The 23,522-nt window shown below is 68.4% G+C and carries 22 protein-coding genes; 9 read left to right on the top strand and 13 right to left on the bottom strand.

What is annotated here, in order from left to right:
* Window positions 1–7 precede the first annotated feature (7 nt).
* The 5 genes from mrdA to M6E97_RS01340 are packed head-to-tail and all read right to left on the bottom strand — an operon-like array spanning window position 8 to window position 4,724.
* On the bottom strand, window positions 8–1,948 hold the full coding sequence (mrdA, locus tag M6E97_RS01360) for a penicillin-binding protein 2 (protein WP_003093191.1): 1,941 nt from the start codon (window positions 1,946–1,948) through the stop codon (window positions 8–10).
* Window positions 1,949–1,960: 12 nt separating this feature from the next.
* The gene (gene rlmH, locus M6E97_RS01355; protein WP_003093193.1) at window positions 1,961–2,428 is read right to left on the bottom strand and encodes a 23S rRNA (pseudouridine(1915)-N(3))-methyltransferase RlmH; all 468 of its coding nucleotides are present in this window, start codon (window positions 2,426–2,428) and stop codon (window positions 1,961–1,963) included.
* Window positions 2,429–2,435: 7 nt separating this feature from the next.
* Window positions 2,436–2,792, bottom strand: coding sequence for a ribosome silencing factor (gene rsfS, locus M6E97_RS01350; protein WP_003100305.1), 357 nt, complete (start codon window positions 2,790–2,792; stop codon window positions 2,436–2,438).
* A 22-nt stretch (window positions 2,793–2,814) separates the two neighbouring features.
* Window positions 2,815–3,459, bottom strand: coding sequence for a nicotinate-nucleotide adenylyltransferase (gene nadD, locus M6E97_RS01345; RefSeq protein WP_003110376.1), 645 nt, complete (start codon window positions 3,457–3,459; stop codon window positions 2,815–2,817).
* Window positions 3,459–4,724 (bottom strand): glutamate-5-semialdehyde dehydrogenase, encoded by a 1,266-nt coding sequence (locus M6E97_RS01340; protein ID WP_003119194.1) that lies wholly within the window; start codon window positions 4,722–4,724, stop codon window positions 3,459–3,461. The genes nadD and M6E97_RS01340 overlap by 1 nt, the downstream gene beginning before the upstream one ends.
* 297 nt (window positions 4,725–5,021) lie before the next feature.
* On the opposite strand from M6E97_RS01340, the gene M6E97_RS01335 reads away from it, so the two are divergent.
* Window positions 5,022–6,245 carry an alpha/beta fold hydrolase gene (locus M6E97_RS01335; protein ID WP_023099216.1) on the top strand — a complete coding sequence of 408 codons (1,224 nt, stop codon included), beginning with the start codon at window positions 5,022–5,024 and terminating at the stop codon, window positions 6,243–6,245.
* A gap of 7 nt (window positions 6,246–6,252) precedes the next feature.
* Here M6E97_RS01335 and M6E97_RS01330 read toward each other — a convergent pair whose 3' ends face one another.
* The gene (locus tag M6E97_RS01330) at window positions 6,253–7,110 is read right to left on the bottom strand and encodes a class I SAM-dependent methyltransferase (protein ID WP_003093206.1); all 858 of its coding nucleotides are present in this window, start codon (window positions 7,108–7,110) and stop codon (window positions 6,253–6,255) included.
* 63 nt (window positions 7,111–7,173) lie between these two features.
* Between M6E97_RS01330 and M6E97_RS01325 the strand changes: the two genes are divergently transcribed.
* Both M6E97_RS01325 and M6E97_RS01320 read left to right on the top strand, forming a co-directional pair.
* Window positions 7,174–7,893 carry a DNA-3-methyladenine glycosylase gene (locus tag M6E97_RS01325; protein ID WP_003110373.1) on the top strand — a complete coding sequence of 240 codons (720 nt, stop codon included), beginning with the start codon at window positions 7,174–7,176 and terminating at the stop codon, window positions 7,891–7,893.
* Window positions 7,890–9,203: a bifunctional DedA family/phosphatase PAP2 family protein gene (locus tag M6E97_RS01320; RefSeq protein WP_019486571.1), complete on the top strand. Its 1,314-nt coding sequence runs from the start codon at window positions 7,890–7,892 to the stop codon at window positions 9,201–9,203. Before M6E97_RS01325 ends, M6E97_RS01320 begins: the two co-directional genes overlap by 4 nt.
* Before the next feature lie 10 nt (window positions 9,204–9,213).
* On the opposite strand, the gene M6E97_RS01315 is transcribed toward M6E97_RS01320, so the two are convergent.
* Genes M6E97_RS01315 through M6E97_RS01305 form a run of 3 tightly spaced genes read right to left on the bottom strand, consistent with a single transcriptional unit; the run spans window position 9,214 to window position 10,899 of the window.
* A complete protein-coding gene (locus M6E97_RS01315; RefSeq protein WP_034005674.1) occupies window positions 9,214–9,807 on the bottom strand; it encodes an LON peptidase substrate-binding domain-containing protein in 594 nt (197 codons plus the stop codon).
* A gap of 19 nt (window positions 9,808–9,826) precedes the next feature.
* Window positions 9,827–10,537: an LrgB family protein gene (locus tag M6E97_RS01310; protein ID WP_003093214.1), complete on the bottom strand. Its 711-nt coding sequence runs from the start codon at window positions 10,535–10,537 to the stop codon at window positions 9,827–9,829.
* On the bottom strand, window positions 10,537–10,899 hold the full coding sequence (locus tag M6E97_RS01305) for a CidA/LrgA family protein (protein WP_003093216.1): 363 nt from the start codon (window positions 10,897–10,899) through the stop codon (window positions 10,537–10,539). Before M6E97_RS01305 ends, M6E97_RS01310 begins: the two co-directional genes overlap by 1 nt.
* A gap of 193 nt (window positions 10,900–11,092) precedes the next feature.
* On the opposite strand from M6E97_RS01305, the gene M6E97_RS01300 reads away from it, so the two are divergent.
* The 3 genes from M6E97_RS01300 to M6E97_RS01290 all read left to right on the top strand — a co-directional run bounded on the left by M6E97_RS01300 (window position 11,093) and on the right by M6E97_RS01290 (window position 14,166).
* Window positions 11,093–11,548 (top strand): MaoC family dehydratase, encoded by a 456-nt coding sequence (locus M6E97_RS01300; protein WP_003093220.1) that lies wholly within the window; start codon window positions 11,093–11,095, stop codon window positions 11,546–11,548.
* 190 nt (window positions 11,549–11,738) lie between these two features.
* Window positions 11,739–13,478, top strand: a complete 1,740-nt coding sequence (locus M6E97_RS01295) for a C13 family peptidase (protein ID WP_003118249.1) — start codon at window positions 11,739–11,741, stop codon at window positions 13,476–13,478.
* Window positions 13,479–13,524: 46 nt separating this feature from the next.
* Entirely contained in the window at window positions 13,525–14,166 is a 642-nt protein-coding gene (locus tag M6E97_RS01290) for an oxidoreductase (protein ID WP_003093223.1), read from the top strand.
* A 19-nt stretch (window positions 14,167–14,185) separates the two neighbouring features.
* On the opposite strand, the gene M6E97_RS01285 is transcribed toward M6E97_RS01290, so the two are convergent.
* The 4 genes from M6E97_RS01285 to eatR all read right to left on the bottom strand — a co-directional run bounded on the left by M6E97_RS01285 (window position 14,186) and on the right by eatR (window position 18,545).
* Window positions 14,186–14,479, bottom strand: coding sequence for a YceK/YidQ family lipoprotein (locus M6E97_RS01285; RefSeq protein WP_023094415.1), 294 nt, complete (start codon window positions 14,477–14,479; stop codon window positions 14,186–14,188).
* Entirely contained in the window at window positions 14,463–15,092 is a 630-nt protein-coding gene (gene ubiX, locus M6E97_RS01280; protein WP_003093227.1) for a flavin prenyltransferase UbiX, read from the bottom strand. The genes M6E97_RS01285 and ubiX overlap by 17 nt, the downstream gene beginning before the upstream one ends.
* An 8-nt stretch (window positions 15,093–15,100) precedes the next feature.
* The gene (mpl, locus tag M6E97_RS01275) at window positions 15,101–16,456 is read right to left on the bottom strand and encodes a UDP-N-acetylmuramate:L-alanyl-gamma-D-glutamyl-meso-diaminopimelate ligase (RefSeq protein ID WP_003124067.1); all 1,356 of its coding nucleotides are present in this window, start codon (window positions 16,454–16,456) and stop codon (window positions 15,101–15,103) included.
* 157 nt (window positions 16,457–16,613) lie between these two features.
* Entirely contained in the window at window positions 16,614–18,545 is a 1,932-nt protein-coding gene (gene eatR / locus M6E97_RS01270) for a sigma-54-dependent transcriptional regulator EatR (RefSeq protein ID WP_009877475.1), read from the bottom strand.
* 338 nt (window positions 18,546–18,883) lie between these two features.
* Here eatR and M6E97_RS01265 point away from each other — a divergent pair, with 338 nt between their 5' ends.
* From M6E97_RS01265 to M6E97_RS01255, 3 genes are all read left to right on the top strand, one after another.
* The gene (locus tag M6E97_RS01265; RefSeq protein WP_023124874.1) at window positions 18,884–20,404 is read left to right on the top strand and encodes an aldehyde dehydrogenase family protein; all 1,521 of its coding nucleotides are present in this window, start codon (window positions 18,884–18,886) and stop codon (window positions 20,402–20,404) included.
* A 209-nt stretch (window positions 20,405–20,613) separates the two neighbouring features.
* On the top strand, window positions 20,614–22,062 hold the full coding sequence (eat, locus tag M6E97_RS01260) for an ethanolamine permease (RefSeq protein ID WP_003093230.1): 1,449 nt from the start codon (window positions 20,614–20,616) through the stop codon (window positions 22,060–22,062).
* A 58-nt stretch (window positions 22,063–22,120) separates the two neighbouring features.
* Window positions 22,121–23,515 carry an ethanolamine ammonia-lyase subunit EutB gene (locus M6E97_RS01255; protein ID WP_003093232.1) on the top strand — a complete coding sequence of 465 codons (1,395 nt, stop codon included), beginning with the start codon at window positions 22,121–22,123 and terminating at the stop codon, window positions 23,513–23,515.
* The last annotated feature ends 7 nt before the right edge of the window (window positions 23,516–23,522 follow it).

The following is a 23,522-nucleotide window of genomic DNA, read 5'->3' as shown; positions in this document are numbered from 1 at the left end:
GTCGAAGTTACTGTTCAAGGGCGGGCGCCTCCGGCTCGGCTGCCGTGGGTTCGGGCTTGGCCACCGCCGCCGCGAGCGGCGCGACGGGTTCCGCGTATTCGGCCTTGAGCTTGCCGTGCTCGTCGAGCAGCCAGGCGTCCATCACCTGCTTGACCACCGGGGCGGCGACGCCGGAGCCGGACTCGCCGTTCTCCACCATCACCGCCACCGCGATCTGCGGGTTGTTGGCCGGCGCGAAGCCGACGAACAGGGCGTGGTCGCGGTGCCGCTCGAGCAGCTTGGAGCGGTCGTAGCGCTCGTTCTGCTTGATCGCCACCACCTGGGCGGTACCGCTCTTGCCGGCGATCAGGTAGGCCGAGGTGGCGCCGACCTTGCGCGCCGTGCCGCGGGCGCCATGCACCACCTGCTGCATGCCGTAGTCGACGCGGTCCCAGTTGGCCGGGTCGCGCAGCACGATGTCGGGCATCGGGTCGGGGTCGACCGGCGGCTGGCCGTCGATGGTCTTGGCCAGGTGCGGGCGGATCCAGTGGCCCTTGTTGGCCAGCAGCGCGGTCATCTGCGCCAACTGGATCGGCGTCGCCTGCATGTAGCCCTGGCCGATGCCGAGGATCAGGGTCTCCCCCGGGTACCAGACCTGGCGGCGGGTCTTGCGCTTCCATTCGCGCGAGGGCATCAGCCCGTCGGCTTCGCCGAACATGTCCAGGGCGACTTTCTGGCCGAAACCGAAGCGACTCATGAAGGCGTGCAGGCGGTCGATCCCCAGCTTGTGCGCGAGGTCGTAGAAATAGGTGTCGTTGGACCGGTAGATCGCCGACTCCAGGCTCACCCAGCCATCGCCGTAGCGGTTCCAGTTACGGTACTTGTGGTCGTAGTTGGGCAACTGGTAGTAGCCGGGGTCGAAGACCCGCGAGGTCGGCGTGACCACCCCGGCGTCGAGGCCGGCCAGTGCCACCGCCGGCTTCACCGTCGAGCCCGGCGGATAGAGCCCGCGCAGGACGCGGTTGTACAGCGGTCGGTCGATGGAGTCGCGCAGCTCGGCATAGGCCTTGAAGCTGATGCCGGTGACGAACAGGTTGGGGTCGTAGCTCGGCTGGCTGACCATCGCCAGCACGTCGCCGGTGGACGGCTGGATCGCCACGATGGCGCCCCGCCGCCCGGCCAGGGCGTTCTCGGCGGCCTCCTGCAGGCGGCTGTCGATGCTCAGGACGATGTCCTTGCCGGGAATCGGGTCGGTGCGCTTGAGCACCCGCAGCACCCGCCCGCGGGCGTTGGTCTCGACTTCCTCGTAGCCAACCGTGCCATGCAGCTCGCTCTCATAGAAGCGCTCGATGCCGGTCTTGCCGATATGGTGGGTGCCGCTGTAGTTGATCGGGTCGAGGTTCTTCAGTTCCTGCTCGTTGATCCGCCCGACGTACCCGACCGAATGGGCGAAGTGCTCCTTCAGCGGGTAGTGGCGGACGAACTGGGTCGCCACGTCGACGCCCGGCAGGCGGAACTGGTTCACCGCGATGCGGGCGATCTGTTCCTCGTTGAGTTCGAACATGATGGGAACCGGCTCGAACGGACGCCGCCCCTGCTTCATGCGCTTCTCGAAGATGGCCCGGTCGTCCTCGGTCAGGCCGAGGATCTCCACCAGCGTGTCGAGGGTCTTCTGCAGGTCCTCGGTGCGTTCGCGGGTGATGGTCAGGCTGAAGCTCGGCCGGTTGTCGGCGATGATCACGCCGTTGCGGTCGAAGATGATCCCGCGGGTCGGCGGGATCGGCTGCACATGGACCCGGTTGTTCTCCGACAGCGTCGAATGGTACTCGTACTGGGTCACCTGCAGGTGGTACATGCGCGCCACCAGCACCAGGGTCAGCAAGACCACCGCCACCGCCCCGACGATGACGCGCCGACGCACCAGGCGGGCGTCTTTCTCGTGGTCTTTCAGGTGGATCGGCTGCGGCATCGGGACTGGGGACTATTTGTGGTAGGGGTGCCCGGACAATACGGTCCAGGCCCGGTAGATCTGCTCGCCGACCAGGATCCGCACCAACGGGTGCGGCAGCGTCAACGGCGACAGCGACCAGCGCTGCTCGCTGCGCGCGCAGACCTCCGGCGCCAGCCCTTCCGGGCCGCCGACCATGAGATTCACGGTGCGTGCGTCGAGACGCCAGCGATCCAGTTCGCGAGCCAGTTGCTCGGTGCTCCAGGGCCGACCTTCGACCTCCAGGGTCACTACCCGTTCCCCCGGCTGCACGCGCGCCAGCATGGCCTCGCCTTCCTGACGGATCAGGCGCGCCACGTCGGCGTTCTTGCCGCGGGTGTTGAGCGGGATCTCCACCAGTTCGAGGGACAGCTCGGCCGGCAGGCGCTTGACGTATTCCTGCCAGCCTTCCTCGACCCAGCGAGGCATGCGCGAGCCAACCGCGATCAGGCGCAACCGCATGCCGGCGTCACTCTTCCGGCTGGTGCTGGGCGCGGCTCTGCTCGGCGCCCTGCCACAGGCGCTCCAGGTCGTAGAACTGGCGGGTCGCCGGGAGCATCACGTGGACCACCACGTCGCCCAGGTCGAGCAGCGCCCATTCGCCGGACTCCAGGCCTTCGCTGCCCAGGGGCTTGACGCCGTTTTCCTTGGCCTTGGTCAGGACGTTGTCGGCCAGCGACTTGACCTGGCGGCTGGAACTGCCGCAGGCGATCACCATGTAGTCGGTGACGCTGGTCTTGTCCCGCACATCGAGGGTCACGATGTCCTGGGCCTTGAGATCTTCCAGGGCATCGATGGCCACTTGGACGAGTTGTTCGGTTTGCATTGAGTCGGTCTCTGTTTCTTTATCAGTGTGGCGCACGATACAGGTGGTGCGCCTCGATGTAGTTCAATACTGCGTCCGGCACCAGGAAACGCACGGAGCGCCCGGCACCCAGCAGCGCACGGATCTGGGTGGCGGACACCGCCAGCGGCGTCTGCCAAACGAAGGTGATCTGCCCGCCCGGCCCTTTCAGGGCCTGCGGGTCGGCCACGCTCCGCGCCGCCAGCAGGTCGCGCAGCGACTCCGGCGGCTCGCTGTCGGCATCCGGACGCTGCAACACGACGATGTGGCAGTGATCCAGCAACGCCTCCCAGCGGTGCCACGTCGGCAAGCCGCAGAAGGCATCCCAGCCGATCAGCATGAACAACTGGTCGTCGGCCGCCAGCTCCGCCCGCACCGACTCCAGGGTGTCGATGGTGTAGGACGGCTTGTCGCGCTTCAGTTCGCGGGGATCGACCGTCAATCGCTCGACTCCCGCCACCGCCCGCTCGACCATCGCCAACCGCTGCGCGGCCGACACCTGCGGGGTTTCCCGGTGCGGCGGCCGCGCATTGGGCAGCAGGCGCAGTTCGTCGAGGGCGAACTGCTCGGCCATTTCCACGGCGCTGCGCATATGTCCGATATGCACGGGGTCGAAAGTGCCGCCGAACAGGCCGATACGTTTGCCCATCAGGTGCGCACGTGACCGTCGCCGAAGACGACGTACTTCTCGCTGGTCAGGCCTTCCAGGCCGACCGGGCCGCGGGCGTGCAGCTTGTCGGTGGAAATCCCGATCTCGGCGCCGAGGCCGTACTCGAAGCCGTCGGCGAAGCGGGTCGAGGCGTTGACCATCACCGAAGCGGAATCCACTTCGGCGAGGAAACGCCGCGCATCGCTGAAGTTCTCGGTAATGATCGCGTCGGTGTGCTGCGAGCCGTAGGTGTTGATGTGCTCGATCGCCGCGTCCAGCCCGTCAACGATGCGGATCGACAGGATCGGCGCGTTGTACTCGGTACGCCAGTCCTCCTCGGTAGCCTCCAGCACGTCTGCGCCGAGCAGCGCGCGGGTCGCGGCGTCGCCGCGCAGTTCCACGCCCTTCTCGCGGTAGATCGTGGCCAGCGGCGGCAGCACCTGCTCGGCGATGCCGGCATGCACCAGCAGCGTCTCCATGGTGTTGCACGGTGCATAGCGCTGGGTCTTGGCGTTGTCGGCGACGCGAATCGCCTTGTCCAGGTCGGCGGCGACATCGATGTAGACGTGGCAGATGCCGTCCAGGTGCTTGATCACCGGCACCTTGGCCTCGCGGCTGATGCGCTCGATCAGGCCCTTGCCGCCGCGCGGGACGATCACGTCGACGTATTCGGGCATGCTGATCAGCGCGCCGACCGCGGCGCGGTCGGTGGTTTCCACCACCTGCACGGCGGCGGCCGGCAGGCCGGCCTCGGCCAGGCCCTGCTGGATGCAGCGGGCGATCGCCTGGTTGGAGTGGATCGCCTCGGAGCCGCCGCGCAGGATGGTCGCGTTGCCGGACTTCAGGCACAGGCTGGCGGCGTCGATGGTCACGTTCGGCCGCGACTCGTAGATGATCCCGACCACGCCCAGCGGCACGCGCATCTTGCCGATCTGGATGCCCGAGGGCACATAGCGCATGTCGCGGATCTCGCCGATCGGGTCGGGCAGCGTGGCGACCTGGCGCAGGCCCTCGATCATGTCGTCGATGCGCGCCGGGGTCAGCGCCAGGCGGTCCAGCATCGCCGGCTCCAGGCCATTGGCGCGGCCGGCGGCGAGGTCCTGCTCGTTGGCGTGGGACAACTCCGCGCGGGCGGCGTCCAGCGCATCGGCCGCGGCCAGCAGGGCGCGGTTCTTCTGCGCGGTGGCGGCGCGCGCGAGCAACCGCGAGGCGGCGCGGGCATCGCGGCCCAGGCGGCTCATATAGTCGAGGACGGACTCGGTCATGGTCTCGGCATCTGGCGTCAGGGAAATGCGCGATTATAGCGAGCCAGCCCCGGCGCGCCCAGCCGCAACAGCCGGTCGGTAGACAGTGCGTTCCGCGGCCCCCGGCGGTAACGCGGCGGCCCCGCTGCGCCTGGGCCTATGCGCGAGACGGTGACACCCGGGCGCAGGCGCCGGCCGAAGGATAGGTAAACAAAATTGCTACCTCTGTTTACCTTCGAAGCGAGCCTGGCCGCTGCCACCCACCGGCACCCGCTCGGCAGAACAACAATAACGACGCACACACCGCGGGGCCTCACCATGCGCTACCGTACCGACTACTGCGCACAGTCGCTGAGCAGCGAACCGGATATCCTCTTTCTAGACGGCTGGCAACTGCGCTACCAGGCCTTCGCCGCCCGCGCCGACGACCCGCGCCCGCCGGTGCTCCTGCTGGGCGGCGCCTTCCAGAGCTTCCGCTCGTTCGCCGGCGAGGTCAGCGAACTGCTCGCCGAGCACCCGGTGATCCTGCTCGACCTGCCGAGCCAGGGCGGCAACCTGCAACTGGCGGCGGAACTGAGCCTGGAAGACCTCGCCGACCTGATCGCGGCCTTCGCCGAACGGCTCGGCCTGCCGCCGTTGATGCCCATCGGCCTGTCCTACGGCTCGGCCCTGGCCGCGCTGTTCGCCGCCCGCCATCCGCGCCGCTGCGCGCGCCTGCTACTGGCCGGCATCACCGCATTCGGCCGCCCCGGTGCGCGGCTGCTGCTGGAAGAAGCCCTGGCCCGGCTCGACGAGGGCGACCAGAGCGCCTTCGCCCACGGCGTACTGACCGGCCTGATCAACCCGCTACAGCTGGAACGTACCGGCGTCTCCCCGGTGTTTCGCAAGGCCATGCTGCGCCAGTTGCAACGCCTGACCGCGGCGGAGATCGAACGCTACCGGCAGAATAGCCGGCGCCTGCTGGCCTTCGGCGGCTTCGAGCGGCACCCGACCTGCCCGACCCTGGTGCTCGCCGGCGAGTACGACCATTTCACCCAGCCCTGGGAACATGCGGTGTTCGCCCATGCCTGCGGGAACGCCGAGTTCGCCCTGATCCACGACGCCGACCATCTTGCCCAGTTCGAACGACGCGAGGCCTGCGCCCGGCTCTACGGCCCGTTCCTGCGCGACGAGGCGCTGCCGGAGCGCGCCGAGGGCAGCACGCGGATCCCGCGCACGCGCCTGCTCGGCCTGGAGCGACGCTTCGAGGTCCGCCATCGGCCAGCCCAGGGGCACGCTCGGCTGGAACATCCGCAGCTCGGCGTCTATGCGGCGGAACTGGTGGAACTCGGCTATTTCGGCGGGCGGCTGCACGCCGAGCTGCCCGAATCCCGCCCGCAACGCGGCTGGCGGTTGTGCTACGACGGCCTGGCGGACTTGGACATCCTGCCCCTGCGTTCGACCGCCGGCGGCTTCGCCTTCATCTTCCCGCACTCCGATCCGGCGGCCAGCGCCGGACTGGCCGACCTCCTCGCCGCCTGGCAGCGAGCGGAGGTCGCCTGAGAGGCGGCTATGCCGTGCGGCTTTCGATCACCCGCACCAGGCTCGGCAGGCGTCCCTGCGGCAAGCCCAGGGCGGCGCCTTCGCGCTGCGGGTCGAGCACCAGGGTGGAGGCAAAGCCGCAGCGGGCGAAGGCCGCCTCGATTTCCGCGGCATTGCGGTAGTGCAACGGATAGCTTCCCCGCGTCAGCCGCCCGATGATCCCCACTCCCCAGCGGATCTGCCGGTAGCGCGGGTGCTCGCGGAGATCGGGATAGAGGTCGGTCAGGTAGGTGCCCTGGGGAAAGCGTTTAAGTTCGGTCGCCAGGCGACTCCAGAAGGCCTCGATCACCGGACGCTGGAAATAGTTCACCAGCCCCTCGGTGATCACCACCAGCGGGCGCTCGCGGTCGAGCCCGGCGAACAGCGCGGCGAGGCTGCGCTCGCCGTCCTCGGCGAGGATATCCACAGCCGCCACCGCGTGCTCCGGGCCCAGCCAACCCTGCTCGCGGAGCAGCGCCGCCTTGCGCGCGGCCATCGGCGGCAGGTCGGCCTCCAGGTAGCGCAACTGTGGATAGCGTTGCCGGAAGCGTCGCCCGCGCGGCGAGAGCCCGCAGGCCATTTCCACCACCTGGACCACTCCCTCGCGTTCGACGGCCTGGGTCAGGCGCGCGTCGATCATGAGGTGTCTTTGTAACAGGAAATCCTCGATGTTCAGCCCGAAACCGAGCTGCGCGCCCCAGTTGATCGGCGCGACGAAGCCGTGTACCCAGCGGCCGAAGACGGTGGCGAAGGCCGGTTCGGCGAGTCGATGGCGGAACCAGACGTAGCCGGTGTAATGGGCGCTGGGCGTGATGTGGGCACTGTCGACACGCTCTCGTTCAACCATGATTCAGGCTCTTGTTGTTATCATTCGCCAGCCTATGACTGCCATGGTCCCAGCGACAATCCCATGTCCCGCGATCCCATCCTTAGTTTGCCCTGGCCCGACGCCCGGCCACTCCCCGACACCTTCTTCGACCGCGATGCGTTGCTGGTCGCCCGCGAGCTGCTGGGCAAGGTGATCCGCCATCGCCAGGGCAATCTCTGGCTGGCGGCGCGAATCATCGAGACCGAGGCCTACTACCTGGAGGAGAAAGGCAGCCATGCCTCGCTCGGCTACACCGAGAAGCGCAAGGCACTGTTCCTCGACGGCGGGCACATCTATATGTATTACGCGCGCGGCGGCGACTCGCTGAACTTCAGCGCCGGCGGGCCGGGCAATGCGGTGCTGATCAAGTCCGGCCATCCCTGGCTGGATCGCATCAGCGACCACGCGGCGCTGGAGCGGATGCAGAGCCTGAACCCGGACAGCCAGGGCCGGCCCCGCGAGATCGGCCGCCTGTGCGCCGGCCAGACCCTGCTGTGCAAGGCCATGGGGCTGAAGGTGCCGGAGTGGGACGCACAGCGCTTCGATCCGCAGCGACTGTTCGTCGACGATGTCGGCGAGCGCCCCAGCCAGGTGATCCAGGCCGCTCGGCTGGGCATTCCGAAGGGGCGCGACGAACACCTGCCGTACCGTTTCGTCGATGCCGCCTTCGCCGCCTTCTGCACCCGCAACCCACTGCGCCGCGGCCAGGTCGCCGGGCGCGACTATCATCTACTCGGACACCAGGACCCGCACCTGCAATGAGTCTCGACAGCTTCAACGCCTGGATGGCCGCCAACCCCGAGTGGCTGGGGCTGGCCATCTTCCTCATCGCCTTCCTCGAATGCGCGGCCATCGTCGGCATCGTCCTGCCCGGCGTGGTGCTGCTGTTCGGCGTCGCGGTGATCGCCGGCAGCGGCGCCCTCAGCCTCGGCGAAACCCTGATGCTGGCCTACGCCGGCGGGGTGCTGGGCGACCTCAGCTCGTACTGGATCGGCCGCCGCTTCCACCAGAACATCCGCCGCCTGCCCGGCCTGCGCAGCCATCCGCAGTGGATCACCGCCGCCGAGGTGTACTTCGAGCGCTACGGTATCGCCAGCCTGCTGGTCGGCCGCTTCATCGGCGCCCTGCGACCGATGCTGCCGATGGTCGCCGGCATGCTCGACATGCCGTTCGGCCGTTTTCTCGGCGTTTCGCTGATTGCCGCCGCCGGCTGGGCGGTCGCCTACCTGTTGCCCGGCTGGGCCACCGGCGCAGCCCTGCGCCTGCCGTTGCCGGAAGGCTTCTGGAGCGAAGCCGGGATCGTCGCGGCCTGCCTGGCGGTGCTGGTCGGCGTGGTAGTCCAGGCCAGCCTGCGACGCAAACGCTGGGCAACCGCTGTGGCGGCCGCGCTGAGCCTGGTCCTGCTGCTGGCGATGACCGTCGCCTGGCCGTACCTCCAGGACCTCGACCAGGGCCTGATGACGCTGGTCCAGGAGCACCGCAACGCCGACCTGAACCCGGTGATGGTGGTGGTCACCCGGCTCGGCGATTTCCGCACCCAGTTCATCGCCGGCGCGCTGCTCGGCGGTATCCTCCTGCTGACCCGGCAATGGCGTCCGGCCATCTTCGCCATCGGCACCCTGGTGGGTACCGCGCTGGCCAACCAGACCCTGAAGACCCTGTTCGCCCGCGCCCGCCCGGAAGTGCTGGCCGAACCGCTGAGCAGCTTCAGCTTCCCCAGCGGACACAGCTCGGCGTCCTTCGCCTTCTTCCTCACCCTGGGCGTCCTCGCCAGCCGCCAGCAACCGCCGCGCTGGCGCCTGACCTGGGTACTGCTGGCGGTGATCCCGTCGCTGAGCATCGCCCTGTCGCGGGTCTACCTTGGCGTGCACTGGCCGTCGGACATCGTCGCCGGCGCCCTGCTCGCCACTACGGTCTGCGCCGCCAGCCTGTGGCTGAGCCAGCGCCGCGAGTCGCTGCCGGCGCTGCCGCAACGGGTCTGGTGGCTGCTGTTGCCGGTCTGCGTGGCGACCCTGGCGATCGCCGCCGGCTGGGCCCTGCCGGAAGCCATTGCGCGCTACCGGCCGCTGTGAGGGTTGGCGCTCAGTCGATACCCAACTCGCCCTGCAGGTGCTCCAGCAGCACCTGGATCCGCGCCAGTTGCATCTGCGCGTCGGGCAGGGCGAGCAGTTCGAGCTTGCGTTCGGTATCGAACGGCAGCAGGTAGGCCAACTGGTTGGCCAGGTCCTGCTGGCCGCCGGGCTCGCCGCCCATCTCCAGCGCGGCCACCATCGGATGCTCGGCCAGCACGCTGAGCAACGCGGCGAGATCGTTGTGTTCGTAGGTCAGGGGTTGCTCCGGCAGGTCTTCGAACCACTCGATCTCGCCGATGCTGAGCTGGTCGGCCTGGACCTCCACCGACAGCACCTGGAAACGCCGACCGCCCTCCACGCGGATGCCCAGCAGGCCGTTCGGGCGCTGCTGCCAGTCGCGGACCGAGGCCTCGCAGCCGACCATCGCCAGGCGGCTCGGCGCTTCGCCGACCTCCCGCCCTTCGCCGATGGTCACCACGCCGAAACCGGTGCCCTGCTTCATGCAGCGGCTGATCATGTCCAGGTAGCGCGCCTCGAAGATCTGCAGGTCCAGGCGGCAACCGGGGAACAGCACGGCGTTGAGGGGAAACAACGGCAACTTCATCGCGACTCCTCGGGCATCGTCAGGCAACCAGCGCTACCGCCAACGGTAGCAGCACTGCGGTGGCAACGCCCATCAGGCTCATCGCCAGGGCGGCGAAGGCACCACACTCCTCGCCTTCCTGCAAGGCCCGCGACGTGCCCACCGCGTGGGCCGTCATGCCCAGCGCCATGCCCTGCGCGGCGGGGTGCCGGACGCCGATGGCGCGCAGCAGCTCCGGCCCGAGGATCGCCCCGAGCACCCCGGTGATCAGTACGAACACGGCGGCCAGCGCCGCCACGCCGCCGATCTGGCTGGCCACCAGCATGGCGATCGGCGAGGTCACCGACTTCGGCGCCATGCTCATCAGCATCCGCGGCTCGGCACCGAACAACCAGCCGAATGCGATGCCCAGCACCGTCGCCAGCGTACCGGCGACCACCAGGGTCAGCAGGGTCGGCCAGAACAATTGGCGGATACGCCGCAGGTTGAGGAACAGCGGCACCGCCAGGGCCACCGTGGCGGGGCCGAGGAGAATGGTCAGGACCTTGGCGCTGGCACTGTATTCGTCGTAGTCGATGCCGCAAAGCAGCAGTACGCCGATCACCACCAGCATCGACACCAGCACCGGCTGCAGGAACACCCAGCGGGTCCGTTCATAGGCGGCCAGGGCCAACTGGTAGGCGCCCAGGGTCACGCCGACGCCGAACAGCGGATGGTGGATCACCGCCTCGAGGGCGGCCTGCCAGGCCATCAGGACTCCTCCCGGCGACGTTGCTGGCGATCGATGAGCTTCTGCATCATCCAGCCGGCGAACAGGAACGACAGCAGCAGCGACAGTACCAGCGCGCCGACGATGGCCCAGAAGTCGGCGGCGATCTCCCGCGCATAGGCCATCACCCCGACCGCCGCCGGCACCAGCAGCAGCGGCAGGTAGCGCAGCAACGAGCCGGCCGCCTCGTTGACCGGCTTGCCGACCTCGCCACGCGCCAGGAAATAACCGAACAGCAGCACCAGGCCGATGATCGGACCGGGCAGCATGGGCAACAACAGAACGTTCAGACCTGTGCCGAGCAACTGGAACAGCACCAGCCAGGTCAGACCACGAAGCAACATGGGCACCTCCAGCAAGGGCCGACCATTATGCCCAGCCCGCCGGGACATTGGCACGCTCCTCGCCTATCCATCAGTCGCAGTCGCGGCACCGCATGACGCGATATTCGCCAGGCCGATGGTTTCTTGACCCGGTCGCCAACGCGTGCTGATCTTCCTGCACCATGAGAACAACAGCCATCCTCCCGGAGGACTTATGCCATTCGTACCCGTAGCAGCGCTCAAGGACTATGTCGGCAAGGATCTCGGCCATTCCGAATGGCTCACCATCGACCAGGAGCGGGTCGACCAGTTCGCCGAATGCACCGGCGACCACCAGTTCATCCACGTCGATCCGGAGAAGGCGGCGAAGACGCCCTTCGGCGGCACCATCGCCCACGGTTTCCTGTCCCTGTCGCTGATCCCGAAGCTGATGGAAGGCCTGCTGGTGCTTCCCGAAGGACTGAAGATGGCGGTCAACTACGGCCTCGATACGGTGCGCTTCATCCAGCCGGTGCGGGTCGGCTCGCGGGTCCGCCTGGGCCTGACCCTGCTCGACGTCAACGAGAAGAATCCCGGCCAGTGGCTGATCAAGGCGCGCGCCACCCTGGAGATCGAAGGCCAGGAGAAACCCGCCTACATCGCCGAGACCCTCAGCCTCTGCTTCGTCTGAGCCCGCCCCAGCGAGCGCTGCCGTTCGCTTGACGGCCAGGCGCCTTCGCGCCCCTCTCCCCCCTTCCAAAAGCCCCCGCTCGCGGGGGCGCTCTGGGCCGGCAGGGAAATACCCTACTGCCAGGCAACGATTTTTCCGCCACACTGTCTCCCCTTCACCCTCGGACCGAACCACTCATCGGGAACGCCGCATGCTTCGCCCCGCCAGGTCTCTCTCGCTCTGCTCCGCCCTGGTCATCCTGCTCGCCGCCTGCGGCGAGGGCGAACCGCTGCTCCCGGCCGATGCGCGCCTGCCGGACGGCGCGCGCTATCGCGGCGAGCTGGTGGACGGGCGCCTGGAAGGCCAGGGCCGGCTGGACTACGACAACGGCGCCTGGTACGCCGGCCGCTTCGAGCATGGCCTGCTGCACGGCCATGGCACCTGGCAGGGCGCCGACGGCAGCCGCTACAGCGGTGGCTTCGCGGCCGGCCTGTTCGACGGTCAGGGACGCCTGGCGATGGCCGATGGCAGCGTCTACCAGGGCGGCTTCCGCCAGGGCCTGTTCGATGGCGAAGGCAGCCTGGAACAACAGGGCACTCGCTACCGCGGCGGTTTCCGCAAGGGCCTGTACAGCGGCCAGGGCACGCTGGACGGCAGCGATGGCAGCCGCTACCAGGGCAGCTTCCGCCAGGGCCGCCTGGAAGGCGAAGGCAGCTTCAGCGACAGCCAGGGCAACCAGTACGCCGGTACCTTCCGCGACGGGCAACTGAACGGCAAGGGGCGCTGGAGCGGGCCCGATGGCGACCGCTACGTCGGCCAGTTCAAGGACAACCAGTTCCATGGCCAGGGGCGCTACGAAAGCGCCAGCGGCGATGTCTGGATCGGCCGCTTCAGCGAAGGCGCGCTGAACGGCCCCGGCGAGCTTCTCGGCGCCGACGGCAGCCGCTACCGCGGCGGTTTCCAGTTCTGGCGCTTCCATGGCCAGGGCCTGCTCGAACAACTGGACGGCACCCGCTACGAAGGCGGCTTCGCCGCCGGCGCCTATGCCGGCCAAGGCACCCTGGACCGCGCCGACGGCAGCCGTGAGCAGGGACTCTGGGCCGACGGCAAGCGCATCCGCGACGCCGCCGGCAAGGCCCTGCCCGACACTCTGGAAATCGGCCTGTTGGCCCAGGGTCGCCTGCTCGACGAAGAACTGCGCAAGATCCCGGCCTCGACGCCGGCCAGCGAACTCTATGCCCTGAGCCTGGGCGGCGATGGCCGCCAGGGCGTGTTCCTGCGCGAGGCCGATTACGCCGGCGACCTGCTCGGCCAGCGTTTCGCCGCTCGTGGCGTGATTCGCCTGGTCAACCACCGCGACCACTTCGGCGACCGCCCGCTGGCTACCCGGGAAAGCCTGTCCCGCGCCGTGCGCACCCTGGCCGAACGCAGCGGGCCGGAAGACCTGGTCTTCATCTACCTGACCAGCCACGGCTCCAGCGACCACCAGTTGGCCCTGGACATGCCCGGCCTGAACCTCGGCGACCTGCCGGCCGCGGAACTGGCCGAACTGCTCGCGCCGCTGCGCCAGCGCGACAAGGTGCTGGTGGTATCGGCCTGCTACAGCGGAGGCTTCATCCCGCCGCTGAAGGACGAACGTACCCTGATCCTGACCGCCGCGCGTGCCGACCGGGTATCGTTCGGCTGTTCCGACGACGCCGACTTCACCTATTTCGGCCGCGCCTTGCTGGCCAATGCGCTGAACCGCACCGACGATCTGTCCAAAGCGTTCGAACTGGCGAAAGAGGAAGTGCGTCAAAGGGAGAAGGAGGAAGGTTTCGAAGCTTCGGAACCGCAAGCCTGGTTACCGGAACGCGTGCTCGCGCACTGGCGGACGCTGCGGGGGCAGCAAGCCGAGCGCGCGCTCGCGTCCCGGGAAGGAAAAACCGGCGAGGGCGCGGCGGGCAAATAGATACGCCGCGCACTACGCTCATTGGTGTGGAAGGGGAGAAACACACATGCACTCGACGCCCAAGCGCGTTCTGCTCGCCGGCGCGACCGGTCTTACCGGCGAGCACCTGTTGGATCGGATATTGAGCGAGCCGACCCTGGCCAAGGTCATCGCCCCTGCCCGCAAGGCGCTGGCCGAGCATCCGCGGCTGGACAACCCGGTCGGCCCGCTGGCCGAGCTGCTGCCGCAACTCAACGGCAGCATCGATACCGCCTTCTGCTGCCTCGGCACCACGATCAAGGAAGCCGGCTCGGAGGAGGCCTTCCGCGCGGTCGATTTCGACCTGCCGCTGGCGGTGGGCAAGCGCGCGCTGGAGATGGGCGCCCGGCATTACCTGGTGGTCAGCGCCCTGGGCGCCGACGCCAAGTCGTCGATCTTCTACAACCGGGTCAAGGGCGAACTGGAGCAGGCCCTGCAGGAACAGGGCTGGCCACAGCTGACCATCGCCCGGCCATCGCTGCTGTTCGGCCCGCGCGAGGAATTCCGCCTGGCCGAGATCCTCGCCGCGCCGATCGCCCGCATCCTTCCCGGCAAGTACCACGGCATCGAGGCCTGCGACCTGGCCCGCGCGCTCTGGCGCCTGGCGCTGGAGGAAGGCAAGGGCGTGCGCATCGTCGAGTCCGACGAACTGCGCAAGCTGGGGAAATGAGCCGCGGGCGGGTCCCGCCCTACATGCCGCCGCTGACGCCGAGGTTGAGGCCGATGGCGGTGGCCAGCGAGAACGGCAGCAACAGGGTGTCCAGCAGCGCGCTGCCCGGCAGGTCGAGCCCCGGATGGGCCGGCGCCTCCGCGCCGAAGCGTTCCATTGGGCAGCAGCCGCCGTGCAGGCTGTACCAGTCCAGCCGGGTGCCGGCGTAGACCACCGGCGCCCCTGGCTTGGCCGCATCCAGGGTGCGCACGGTGGCGCAACCGCCCAACTGCACCGCCAGGACCAGTAGCAGCACCCTACTCGTCGCTGACAAGGTGCTGTTCCCCCCAGCGCGGCAGCATGTCCTGGGGAATCCCCAGGGTGTTGAGGATTCGCGCGACGACGAAGTCCACCAGGTCCTCCACCGATTGCGGCTGGTGGTAGAAGCCCGGCGCCGCCGGCAGGATCACCGCGCCGAGGTTGGACAGCTTGAGCATGTTTTCCAGGTGGATACTGGAGAACGGCGCCTCGCGCGGCACCAGCACCAGCGGCCGGCGCTCCTTCAGGGCGACATCGGCGGCGCGCTCGATGAGGTTGTTGCAGGCCCCCGTGGCGACCGCCGACAGGGTGCCGGTGGAACACGGGCAGATCACCATGGCATTGGGCGCGCTGGAGCCGGAGGCCGGCGGCGCCATCCAGTCGTTCTGGCCGAACACGCGGATCTGTCCGGCGGCGGCACCGCAATATTCGGTGAGGAAGGCCTGCATCGCCTGCGGCTTGGCCGGCAGGGCCACGTCGGTCTCGGTGGCCATCACCAGTTGCGCGGCCTTGGAGATCAGGAAGTGCACCTCGCGCTCTTCCTGCACCAGGCAATCGAGCAAGCGCAGGCCGTACTGGGCGCCGGAGGCGCCGGTCATCGCCAGGGTAATGCGTTCCGGACCGCTCATTGCGCCCCTCACTCGGCCAGCGCCGCGGCCAGCTTGCCGTGCAAGCCGCCGAAGCCGCCGTTGCTCATGATCACCACTTGCGCGCCGGGCCTGGCCTGCTGGCGCACCTGCTCTATGATCGCCTCCAGGGTATCGCAGACCTGCGACGGTATCGCGCATTGCGCGGCGGTGGCGGCCAGGTCCCAGCCCAGGTTCGGCGGCGCGTACCAGAGCACCTGGTCGGCCTGGCGCACACTGTCCGGCAGGCCGTCGCGATGAGCGCCGAGCTTCATCGAGTTGGAACGCGGCTCGACGATGGCGATCACCTGGGTATCGGCGCCAACCTGCTTGCGCAGGCCGTCGAGGGTGGTGGCGATGGCGGTCGGATGGTGGGCGAAGTCGTCGTAGAGGGTCACGCCCCGGACCTCCGCGACCTTCTCCATGCGCCGCTTGACGTTGCGGAACTCGCTGAGTGCCGCCGCGCCCTGGCTGGGCACCACGCCGACATGGCGCGCCGCCGCCAGGCTGGCGAGGGCGTTGGCGACGTTGTGCAGGCCGGTCAGCGGCCAGTCCACCTCGCCCTGGACGATGCCGTCGAACAGCACCTCGAAGCGCGAGCCGTCCTCGGCGAGCAGGCGCGCCTGCCACTGGCCGCCTTCGCCGGTGGTCTGCACCGGGGTCCAGCAGCCCATCCCGAGTACGCGCTCCAGGGCTTTCTCGGCGCTCGGGCGAATGATCAGGCCCTCGCCCGGCACGGTGCGCACCAGATGGTGGAACTGCCGCTCGATGGCCGCGAGGTCGGGGAAGATATCCGCGTGGTCGAATTCCAGGTTGTTCAGGATCGCCGTGCGCGGGCGGTAATGAACGAACTTCGAGCGCTTGTCGAAGAAGGCGCTGTCGTACTCGTCGGCCTCGACCACGAAGAACGGCGTACCGCCCAGGCGCGCCGAAACCCCGAAGTTCTGCGGCACCCCGCCGATCAGGAAGCCCGGGCTCATGCCGGCGTGCTCCAGGACCCAGGCGAGCATGCTGGTGGTGGTGGTCTTACCGTGGGTACCGGCCACCGCCAGCACCCAGCGTCCTTGCAGCACGTGGTCGGCCAGCCACTGCGGGCCGGAAACGTAGGGCAGGCCCTTGTTCAGGACATGCTCCACCGCCGGATTGCCGCGCGACAGGGCGTTGCCGATCACTACCAGGTCCGGCGCCGGCTCCAGGTGGGCCGGATCGTAGCCCTGCATCAGCTCGATGCCCTGGGCTTGCAGCTGGGTGCTCATGGGGGGGTAGACGTTGGCGTCGGAACCGGTCACCCGGTGGCCCAGTTCCTTGGCCAGCACGGCCAGCGAGCCCATGAAGGTCCCGCAGATGCCGAGTACGTGGATGTGCATGCAGACTCCTGCAGATCAAGCCGTCGAAGGCGCTGTGAATGGGCGGCAGATTAGCACAGCGGAGGCGCCGGCCGCCCGGCGTCGCGGCATCAGACGACGCGGCGTCGGCGGGGTTCCCGCCGGCCTCGCGGCGGCCCGCCTGGAGACGTCCCGCCCGTCAGGCCTGGCCGCGCACCAGGCCGTGCCGGCGCAGCTTGCGATACAGGGTGTTGCGGCTGATCCCCAGTTGCTCGGCCACCCGGCTCACGTGCCAGCGCTGGCCGTCCAGCGCCGCCAGCAACGCGGCTCGCTCGGCGTCGTCCAGGCTGTTGCCCGCGGCCGGGGCGGGCGCCGCTGCGGCGGGCGGCAGCGCCGCCAGGGCCTGGCGGATATCCGCGGGCAGGTCGCGCAGGCCGACCCGGCCGTCCTCGCAGAGTGCCACCAGGGTCCGTAGCACCGTGCGCATCTGCCGGACGTTGCCCGGCCAGCGGTAGGCCAGCAGGCCCTGGCGAACCTCGCCGTCGAGCTGGATGCGCTGGCCCCTGGCTTCCTCGGCCAGCAGGTAGTCCAGCAGCTCCTCGCGGTCGCTGCGCTCGCGCAGCGGCGGCAGGCTCACGACCATGCCATTGAGGCGGTAGTAGAGATCCTCGCGGAAGCGTCCATCGGCGACCAGCTCGGCCAGGTCGCGGTGGGTAGCGCTGATCAGGCGCACGTCGACATCCTCCGGCTCGCCGCCCAGCGGTACTACCCGGCGCTCTTCCAGCACCCGCAGCAGGCGGGTCTGCAAGGCCAGCGGCATGTCGCCGATCTCGTCGAGGAACAGGGTGCCGCCGTCGGCCTGCTGCAACTTGCCGCGCATGCCCTCCTTGCGCGCGCCGGTGAAGCTGCCGCCGCGATAACCGAACAGTTCGCTCTCGATCAAGGTTTCCGGGATCGCCGCGCAGTTCAGCGCGACGAACGCCTGTTCCGCGCGTGGGCCGGCCAGGTGCACGGCCTTGGCGAAGGCCTCCTTGCCGGAACCGGTCTCGCCGTTGAGCAGCAGCGGCACGTCGCGCGCGTAGACCTTCAGCGCCCGGCGGAAATCGGCGGCCAGCTCGGCGTCGCCCAGGCACAGGCCGGGCGCGGCAGGCGCCGGCTTCGCTGCCGTGGGCACCGCCAGGCCCTGGGGTATCGCCCGCGGCGCGCCGCGCAGCATGGCGTACAGGGTCCGTCCCTCGCGGGTGCGCAGCGGCCAGCTGGCGCTGGGTTGCGGCGAGGCGCGACCGAGCAGGTCGTCGAGACGGCAATCGAAGAAGGTCTCCACCGGCTGGCCGAGCAGGCGCTGGCGCGGACAACCGAGCAGGTTCAGCGCGCTCTGGTTCACCGCGCGGATCCGCCCGTCTTCCTCGAAGGCCAGCAGCCCTTCGCTGAACAGGCCGACATAGTCGCCCTGGACATGGAAGCGCAGCAGCCAGGAGCCCTCGAAGCGACGGAGGAAATAGCAGCCCTCGATGATCTTCGCCGACAGGTTGACCAGCGCCATGGTGTGGAACTGGCTCTGCCGCGAGACTTCCTGGCGCGCCGAAGACACGTCGAGCACCGCCATCAGCTCGCCCTGCGGATCGAACACCGGGCTCGCCGAGCAGGTCAGGCCGGTGTGGCGGCTACGGAAGTGCTCTTCCTGCTGGATGGTCAGGGCCTGCCGCTCGACCACGCAGGTGCCGATGCCGTTGGTGCCTTCGCAGGGCTCGCTCCAGTCGGCGCCGAGCCAGAGGCCGGCGTGTTCGAAGGTCTGGCGCTGGGCGTCGGCGTTGACGCAATTGAGGATCACCCCGCGGGCATCGGTGAGCAGTACCGCATGGTCGTTGCCGGAAAGCTGCTGGTAGAGGCTGTGCATCTCGCCATCGGCGATCTCCAGCACCTGTTGCAGGCGCTCGCGGCGTTCGAGCATGCGCGCGTGCTCCAGCACCATCGGCGCCATCGGCTGGCCGGGATCGAGATGGTGCTGTTCCAGGCAGCGCAGCCAGGAGCGGGCGATGGACGGATCGGTCGCAGGGCCGCCCGGCGGGATCTTGCCCTGGGCGACGGTCAGCACTTGCCGCGCGTGGCGGCTCATGGAACTGGCAGGCATTGTTATGGTTCTCCGCGAGGGACGGGCCGTCTCTTGCCTGGGCGCGGTGGATCGGTCCGCGACTCTCCGGACGGCTATCGGTGCAGCATCCAACAGGCCGGGGCGCAATGCAACGACGGACTGACCGATGAGTCATGCGCTGCGCCGAAAACGGTACAGAGTGTCACTCACGAGCGTCCCGCCCGCGTGACAGGGAGCGTTCGCAAGCCCCCCTGCGAAACCTCCAGGACGCTCTACTTCGGGCCTTTCGCCACTCTGGCCCGGCCCTTGCTCCAGGCTTACGACAAGCGCGACAGCGCGTCCTCCCCTAATAAGCACAAGAGCCAGGAGATACCATCATGCGTTACGCTCATCCCGGTAGCGAAGGCGCCATCGTTTCCTTCAAGGCCCGCTACGGCAACTACATCGGCGGCGAGTTCGTGCCTCCGGTCAAGGGCCAGTACTTCACCAACACCTCGCCGGTGAACGGCCAGCCGATCGCCGAGTTCCCCCGTTCCACCGCCGAGGACATCGACAAGGCCCTCGACGCCGCCCACGCCGCCGCCGACGCCTGGGGCCGCACCTCGGTGCAGGAGCGTTCGAACATCCTGCTGAAGATCGCCGACCGCATCGAGCAGAACCTGGAACTGCTCGCCGTCACCGAGACCTGGGACAACGGCAAGGCCGTGCGCGAGACCCTCAACGCCGACATCCCCCTGGCCGCCGACCACTTCCGCTACTTCGCCGGCTGCATTCGCGCCCAGGAAGGCTCCGCCGCCGAGATCAACGACAGCACCGTGGCCTACCACATCCATGAGCCGCTGGGCGTGGTCGGGCAGATCATCCCGTGGAACTTCCCGCTGCTGATGGCCGCCTGGAAGCTGGCCCCGGCACTGGCCGCCGGCAACTGCGTGGTGCTCAAGCCGGCCGAGCAGACCCCGCTGGGCATCTGCGTGCTGCTGGAACTCATCGGCGACCTGCTGCCGCCGGGCGTGCTCAACGTCGTCCAGGGCTTCGGCAGGGAGGCCGGCGAGGCCCTGGCCACCAGCAAGCGCATCGCCAAGATCGCCTTCACCGGTTCCACCCCGGTCGGCTCGCACATCCTCAAGTGTGCGGCGGAGAACATCATTCCCTCCACCGTCGAGCTGGGCGGCAAGAGCCCGAACATCTATTTCGAAGACATCATGCAGGCCGAGCCGGCGTTCATCGAGAAGGCCGCCGAGGGCCTGGTGCTGGCCTTCTTCAACCAGGGCGAGGTGTGCACCTGCCCGTCCCGCGCGCTGGTCCAGGAGTCGATCTACCCGGCGTTCATGGAGGAGGTGCTGAAAAAGGTCAGGGCGATCAAGCGCGGCGACCCGCTGGACACCGAGACCATGGTCGGCGCCCAGGCCTCCCAGCAGCAGTACGAGAAGATCCTCTCCTACCTCGACATCGCCCAGCAGGAAGGCGCCGAAGTGCTCACCGGCGGCAGCGTCGAGAAGCTCGAAGGCAACCTGGCCAGCGGCTACTACATCCAGCCGACCCTGCTCAAGGGGCACAACGGCATGCGCGTGTTCCAGGAGGAAATCTTCGGCCCGGTGGTCGGCGTCACCACCTTCAAGGACGAAGCCGAGGCCCTGGCCATCGCCAACGACACCGAGTACGGCCTCGGCGCCGGCCTCTGGACCCGCGACATCAACCGCGCCTACCGCATGGGCCGCGGGATCAAGGCCGGTCGCGTGTGGACCAACTGCTACCACCTGTACCCGGCCCACGCCGCGTTCGGCGGCTACAAGAAGTCCGGCGTCGGTCGCGAGACGCACAAGATGATGCTCGACCACTACCAGCAGACCAAGAACCTGCTGGTGAGTTACGACATCAACCCGCTGGGCTTCTTCTAGTAGGACCCCGGAGCGGCCGCGACCGCTCTTTCCCGGAGCGGTCGCGCCGGCTCGTGAAACACGCCGCCGAGGCTGACGGCGGCGCCCCTTCCACCTCCTCGCCAGGCCGATTGCAGAGCGGCTGGCATAGCTATTGCCTGCGTTCACCACGTACAGCACACCACCGGGAAAACCGGGGTCGATAACAACAAGATTGAGGTGAAAAACCCATGTCCCTCGAACAAACCGGCCATGCGCCCGCAACTTCCGGGGTCGACTTCGAAAGCGTCGACGCTGACTACTTCCAACACCGTCAACTGAAGAAAGGCGCCGCCGGCTGGGTCCTGCTGGTCGGGCTCGGCGTCGCCTACGTGATCTCCGGCGACTACGCCGGCTGGAACTTCGGCCTGGCCCAGGGCGGCTGGGGCGGGATGTTCCTCGCCACCCTGCTGATGGCCACCATGTACCTGTGCATGTGCTTCTCGCTCGCCGAGCTGTCTTCGATGATCCCTACCGCCGGCGGCGGCTACGGCTTCGCCCGCAGCGCCTTCGGGCCCTGGGGCGGCTTCCTCACCGGCACCGCGATCCTCATCGAATACGCCATCGCCCCGGCGGCCATCGCCTGCTTCATCGGCGCCTACTGCGAGTCGCTGTTCGGCGTCGGCGGCTGGCTGATCTACCTGGTGTTCTACATCGTGTTCATCGGCATCCACATCCTCGGCGCCGGCGAGGCGCTGAAGCTGATGTTCGTCATCACCGCGGTGGCGGCCATCGCCCTTGGCGTGTTCATTGTCGCGATGGTTCCGCACTTCGACTCGGCCAACCTGTTCAACATCCCGCAGACCGCGGCGACCGGCGCCAGCAGCTTCCTGCCGTTCGGCTATGTCGGGGTCTGGGCGGCGATCCCCTACGCGATCTGGTTCTTCCTCGCCGTCGAAGGCGTGCCGCTGGCCGCCGAGGAAACCAAGAACCCCAAGCGCGACCTGCCGCGCGGACTGATCGGCGCCATGTTGGTGCTTCTCGCCTTCGCCGCACTGATTCTGGTCGTCGGTCCCGGGGCTGCCGGAGCCAAGGAGCTGATGGGCTCGGGCAATCCCCTGGTGGAAGCGCTGGAGTCGGCCTACAAGGGTTCGACCTGGATGAGCCAGTTCGTCAACCTGGTCGGCCTGGCCGGGCTGATCGCCAGCTTCTTCTCGATCATCTATGCCTACTCGCGGCAGATCTTCGCCCTCTCCCGCGCCGGCTACCTGCCGCGCAGCCTCTCGCTGACCAACCGCAAGAAGGCGCCGGTACTGGCCCTGGTGGTGCCGGGGGTGATCGGCTTCGGCCTGTCGCTGACCGGCCAGGGCGACCTGCTGATCCTGGTCGCGGTGTTCGGCGCGACCATCTCCTACGTGCTGATGATGGCCGCGCACATCACCCTGCGCATCCGCCGCCCGGACATGCAGCGCCCCTACCGCACCCCTGGCGGCATCCTCACCTCCGGCGTAGCCCTGGCGCTGGCCTGCGTCGCGGTGGTCGCCGGCTTCCTGGTCGACCCGCGGGTCGTGGTCGGCGCGGTGGCGATCTACGCTGTACTGATCGGCTACTTCGCCCTGTACAGTCGGCATCACCTGGTGTCCGGCACCCCGGAAGAGGAGTTCGCCGCGATCCAGGCGGCGGAACAGGACCTGCGCTGAGAGCGACAACGACAAAGCCCGGCCCGCCGCATGGCGAGGCCGGGCACTGGAGACACACATGGCACGTTTCACCCATAGCGTCGGCGGCGAGACCTACCGCTTCGACAGCCTCAAGGACGTGATGGCCAAGGCCAGCCCCGCGCGCTCCGGCGATTTCCTCGCCGGCGTCGCGGCGAGCAACGACGGCGAGCGGGTCGCCGCGCAGATGGCCCTGGCCGACATCCCGCTCAAACACTTCCTCGACGAGGCGCTGATTCCCTACGAGGACGACGAGGTCACCCGCCTGATCATCGACACCCACCAGCGCGACGCCTTCGCCCCGGTGTCCCATCTCACCGTCGGCGGCTTCCGCGACTGGCTGCTCGGCGACGCCGCCGACGAGGCCAGCCTGCGCGCCCTGGCTCCGGGCCTGACGCCGGAAATGGCAGCGGCGGTATCGAAGATCATGCGTGTCCAGGACCTGGTCCTGGTGGCGCAGAAGATCCGCGTGGTCACCCGCTTCCGCAACACCCTCGGCCTTCGCGGCCGACTCTCCACCCGCCTGCAACCGAACCACCCGACCGACGACCCGGCCGGAATCGCCGCGAGCATCCTCGACGGCCTGCTGTTCGGCAATGGCGACGCGATGCTCGGGATCAATCCTGCCACCGACAGCATGGCCTCGATCTGCGCCCTGCTGGAGATGCTCGACGCGATCATCCAGCGCTACGAGATTCCCACCCAGGCCTGCGTGCTGACCCACGTCACCAGCTCCATCGAGGCGATCAACCGCGGCGTGCCGCTGGACCTGGTGTTCCAGTCGATCGCCGGCACCGAGGCGGCCAATGCCAGCTTCGGCATCAGCCTGAAGATCCTCCAGGAAGGCTACGAGGCCGGGCTCAGCCAGAAGCGCGGCACCCTCGGCAACAACCTGATGTACTTCGAGACCGGCCAGGGCAGCGCGCTCTCGGCCAACGCCCATCACGGCGTCGACCAGCAGACCTGCGAGACCCGCGCCTATGCGGTGGCTCGTCACTTCAAGCCGTTCCTGGTGAACACCGTGGTCGGCTTCATCGGTCCCGAGTACCTATACAACGGCAAGCAGATCATCCGCGCCGGCCTGGAAGACCACTTCTGCGGCAAGCTGCTCGGCGTGCCGATGGGTTGCGACATCTGCTACACCAACCATGCCGAGGCCGACCAGGACGACATGGACATGCTCCTGACCCTGCTGGGCGTCGCCGGGATCAACTTCATCATGGGCATTCCCGGCTCCGACGACGTGATGCTCAACTACCAGACCACCTCCTTCCACGACGCCCTCTATGCGCGCCAGACGCTGGGCCTGAAGCCGGCGCCGGAATTCGAGGACTGGTTGCAGCGGATGGGAATCTTCACCCAGGCCGACGGGCGCATCCGCTTCGGCGACGAGCTACCGCCGGCGTTCCGCCAGGCCCTGGCGCAACTGGCCTGAGGAGATG

Origin of the sequence: Pseudomonas sp. B111, assembly GCF_026428275.1 — a bacterium.
In the GTDB taxonomy this organism is placed as follows: domain Bacteria; phylum Pseudomonadota; class Gammaproteobacteria; order Pseudomonadales; family Pseudomonadaceae; genus Pseudomonas; species Pseudomonas aeruginosa.
This window is presented reverse-complemented; position numbering and strand designations above follow the sequence as displayed.

Coding starts and splice junctions, on each gene's coding strand:
- M6E97_RS01300 (WP_003093220.1), top strand. CDS start 11,093: ATGCCATTCGTACCCGTAGCAGCGCTCAAGGACTATGTCGGCAAGGAT.
- M6E97_RS01340 (WP_003119194.1), bottom strand. CDS start 4,724: ATGACCGAGTCCGTCCTCGACTATATGAGCCGCCTGGGCCGCGATGCC.
- M6E97_RS01315 (WP_034005674.1), bottom strand. CDS start 9,807: ATGAAGTTGCCGTTGTTTCCCCTCAACGCCGTGCTGTTCCCCGGTTGC.
- eatR (WP_009877475.1), bottom strand. CDS start 18,545: ATGCCTGCCAGTTCCATGAGCCGCCACGCGCGGCAAGTGCTGACCGTC.
- M6E97_RS01320 (WP_019486571.1), top strand. CDS start 7,890: ATGAGTCTCGACAGCTTCAACGCCTGGATGGCCGCCAACCCCGAGTGG.
- M6E97_RS01255 (WP_003093232.1), top strand. CDS start 22,121: ATGGCACGTTTCACCCATAGCGTCGGCGGCGAGACCTACCGCTTCGAC.
- M6E97_RS01325 (WP_003110373.1), top strand. CDS start 7,174: ATGTCCCGCGATCCCATCCTTAGTTTGCCCTGGCCCGACGCCCGGCCA.
- rsfS (WP_003100305.1), bottom strand. CDS start 2,792: ATGCAAACCGAACAACTCGTCCAAGTGGCCATCGATGCCCTGGAAGAT.
- M6E97_RS01310 (WP_003093214.1), bottom strand. CDS start 10,537: ATGGCCTGGCAGGCCGCCCTCGAGGCGGTGATCCACCATCCGCTGTTC.
- mpl (WP_003124067.1), bottom strand. CDS start 16,456: ATGCACATCCACGTACTCGGCATCTGCGGGACCTTCATGGGCTCGCTG.
- rlmH (WP_003093193.1), bottom strand. CDS start 2,428: ATGCGGTTGCGCCTGATCGCGGTTGGCTCGCGCATGCCTCGCTGGGTC.
- M6E97_RS01330 (WP_003093206.1), bottom strand. CDS start 7,110: ATGGTTGAACGAGAGCGTGTCGACAGTGCCCACATCACGCCCAGCGCC.
- eat (WP_003093230.1), top strand. CDS start 20,614: ATGTCCCTCGAACAAACCGGCCATGCGCCCGCAACTTCCGGGGTCGAC.
- M6E97_RS01290 (WP_003093223.1), top strand. CDS start 13,525: ATGCACTCGACGCCCAAGCGCGTTCTGCTCGCCGGCGCGACCGGTCTT.
- M6E97_RS01335 (WP_023099216.1), top strand. CDS start 5,022: ATGCGCTACCGTACCGACTACTGCGCACAGTCGCTGAGCAGCGAACCG.
- M6E97_RS01295 (WP_003118249.1), top strand. CDS start 11,739: ATGCTTCGCCCCGCCAGGTCTCTCTCGCTCTGCTCCGCCCTGGTCATC.
- M6E97_RS01265 (WP_023124874.1), top strand. CDS start 18,884: ATGCGTTACGCTCATCCCGGTAGCGAAGGCGCCATCGTTTCCTTCAAG.
- M6E97_RS01305 (WP_003093216.1), bottom strand. CDS start 10,899: ATGTTGCTTCGTGGTCTGACCTGGCTGGTGCTGTTCCAGTTGCTCGGC.
- nadD (WP_003110376.1), bottom strand. CDS start 3,459: ATGGGCAAACGTATCGGCCTGTTCGGCGGCACTTTCGACCCCGTGCAT.
- ubiX (WP_003093227.1), bottom strand. CDS start 15,092: ATGAGCGGTCCGGAACGCATTACCCTGGCGATGACCGGCGCCTCCGGC.
- mrdA (WP_003093191.1), bottom strand. CDS start 1,948: ATGCCGCAGCCGATCCACCTGAAAGACCACGAGAAAGACGCCCGCCTG.